The 3,229-nt window shown below is 27.9% G+C and carries 1 protein-coding gene; it reads left to right on the top strand.

Annotated features, from left to right (window positions below; all coding sequences use genetic code 11):
• Positions 1-346 precede the first annotated feature (346 nt).
• Positions 347-3,037 carry a phosphoenolpyruvate carboxylase gene (gene ppc, locus RYK99_RS08800; protein ID WP_314991855.1) on the top strand — a complete coding sequence of 897 codons (2,691 nt, stop codon included), beginning with the start codon at positions 347-349 and terminating at the stop codon, positions 3,035-3,037.
• The last annotated feature ends 192 nt before the right edge of the window (positions 3,038-3,229 follow it).

Genomic DNA, 3,229 nt, shown 5'->3' with positions numbered 1-3,229 from the left:
ATTTAAATACGGCTGATATTTATTATCAACCGTATTTATTATAGACCCATTTTTTATGTATAGAAATTAAAAACTATCAATTTAATCTTCTAGTTATTAGAATGATAAATCATGTGAATATTAGAATATTATTAGAATTTTTAGAGATAATATAATATATTATTTGATAAAACAAAATAAGAACAATAAAATTAAAAAAACAAAAAAAGTTAGTAAAACACATGAGAAAATGAAAAAAATGGTCAAAATTCATTGTGTTATTTCTAAAAAAGTTTTATAATGGAATATGTAGTTAAAACTGATAAAATAAACTTTATTAGTAAAAATCTTATCAAGGAGTAACTAGATGCAAAAAACAAGACTAGAAAGCAATGTAAATGAAAATATTATCCAAGAGGAGATTCAGATTCTTACTGAAATGTTATTGAAAGCAACTCAAAAATTAATTTCAGAAGAAACTTTTCAAAAGATAGTAGAATTGAAATCATTAGCAGATCAGAAAAATTATGAAAAATTAAATCTTATTATTAAAGACTTAACACAAGAGGAAATGGAAATTGTTGCTAACTTCTTCTCAGTTTTACCTCTTTTAATAAATATTGCCGAAGATGTTGACTTAGCTTATGAGGTAAACTATAAAAATAACTCTGGTGAGTCTTACATAGGTAAGTTGTCTGACTCAATAAAAAATATTAAAGATAAAAATATTTTAGATAATATTAATGTTGTACCAGTATTAACAGCACACCCTACACAGGTTCAACGTAAAACAATTTTAGATTTGACTGAAAAATTACACTCATTATTAAGAAAACATAGAGATGTAAAAAGCGGTTTAATCAACGAGAGAAAATGGAAAAATTCAATTCAAAAACATATCGAAATATTAATACAAAGTGATATTATTCGTGAAAAAAAATTAAAAGTAGCCAATGAGATTACAAACGTATTAGAATATTATAATTTATCTTTTATAAAAGCTATTGGAAAATTGATGACTGAATATAAGCTGTTGTTAGAAGAAAATAATATTGATTTAAAAAATGAAACACCAATAACTATGGGAATGTGGATTGGTGGAGACCGTGATGGTAATCCATTTGTAACAGCTGAAACACTGAATTTATCAGCGATGAAACAGTGTGAACTTATATCTAATTATTATTTAGATAAACTAGAAAGTTTATACAGAACATTCTCTATGTCGACTCAATATATTCAAGAAAGTAAAGAATTAGAAGAATTAGCTAACCGTTCTAGTGATTTATCGATATATAGAGAAAAAGAACCATATAGAAGAGCAATATTTTATATTAAAGAAAAACTTGAAAATACTAAAGAATTTCTACTTAATGATAAGGAAATTGGAGAAAAGTACTTAACATCATTAGAATTTATAAGTGATTTAGAAGTAATAAAAACATCTTTATTAGAAAATAAAGGTGAAATATTAATCACTGGAGAATTTGAAGAATTACTAAATGTTGTGAAAATCTTTGGATTCTACTTAGCAAGTATAGATATGCGTCAAGATTCAAGTGTATATGAAGCTTCTGTAGCAGAGTTACTAAAAAGTGCTAATATTGAAAAAGACTATAGTTCTTTAAGTGAAGATGAAAAATGTAAATTGTTATTAAAACAATTAGAAGAAGATCCACGTCCTCTAAGTATTAATGATGAAGATAAACAATCAGAAGAATTAAGAAAAGAGCTTGCTATCTTTAGAACAGCAAGAAAACTAAAAGATAAACTTGGTGATAATGTAATTAAACAAAATATAATATCTCATACTACAAGTGTATCAGATTTATTAGAATTAGCAATTATGCTTAAAGAAGTTGGATTAGTAGGTAATGATTTTGCTAGGTTGCAACTCGTACCATTGTTTGAAACTATTGAAGACTTAGAAAATTCATATGAAGTTATGGATAAATACTTAAGCTTAGATATAGTGAAAAAATGGGTAAGTGACAATGGTCGATACCAAGAAATAATGTTAGGATATTCAGATAGTAATAAAGATGGTGGATATTTATCATCAGGATGGTCGTTATACAAAGCTCAACAAGAACTTTCTTCGCTTGGTGAGAAACACAATATCAAAGTTACATTTTTCCACGGTCGTGGTGGTACTGTAGGTCGAGGTGGTGGACCAAGTTATGATGCGATTATTTCACAACCGTTAGGAAGTGTTCAAGATAGAATTCGACTTACTGAACAAGGGGAAATTATAGCTGCTAAATATGGAAATAGTGACGCAGCATATTATAATCTAGAAGCATTATTCTCTGCTGTAATTCAAAGAATGAATGCCGATAAAGTGAATACTGATATTAGAGATATTCCAAAAATCCAAGCTATTATGGATGAAATTGTTGATGATAGTTATAATAAATACCGTGAGTTAGTGTTTGAAAATCCAAACTTCTACAATTATTTCTTTGAGGCAACACCAATTAAAGAAATATCAAGTTTAAATATAGGTTCTCGTCCAGCATCACGTAAGAAAATTACAGATATCGGTGGCTTAAGAGCTATTCCTTGGGTATTCTCATGGTCTCAAAGTAGAATTATGCTTCCTGGTTGGTATGGAGTAGGGACAGCATTCTCTAATTTTATCAATAAAGACAAAGCGAATATTGAAAAGCTACGTTCTATGTATAAACAATGGCCATTCTTTACATCATTATTATCAAATGTAGATATGGTTATGTCAAAATCAGATATGGATATAGCTAAAGAATATGCAAATCTATGTAATGATGAAGAAACTAGAAATGTATACGAAGAAATTTTAAGAGAGTGGAACTTAACTAAACAAGTAGTACTAGAAATTTCAGAACACAAAGAGTTCTTAGAAGATAATACATATTTAACTCGAAGTTTAGAAAATAGGTTACAATACTTTAATACTCTAAACTTACTTCAAGTGGAATTGATTAAACGTGCAAGAGAAGGTAAATTGCCAGAATCTCAAATTAATACAATTCACATAACAATTAACGGAGTTGCTACTGGACTTAGAAACTCAGGATAATATAAAAATGACACTAAGATTGAATCAGTCTTAGTGTCTATTTTTACGTCTTCCCAATCATTTATAATTTTGAAAAATACCTAAATGAAGATACAAAAAGAATAGGGAGTGGCTCAAAAATCGTGATTTCGTAGAAATGATGTGTACCCAAAATTCTGGACACATATATATTTAGTTTAGACAAGTGGATGT

This window comes from uncultured Gemella sp. (genome assembly GCF_963537375.1).
In the GTDB taxonomy this organism is placed as follows: Bacteria; Bacillota; Bacilli; order Staphylococcales; family Gemellaceae; genus Gemella.
This window is presented reverse-complemented; position numbering and strand designations above follow the sequence as displayed.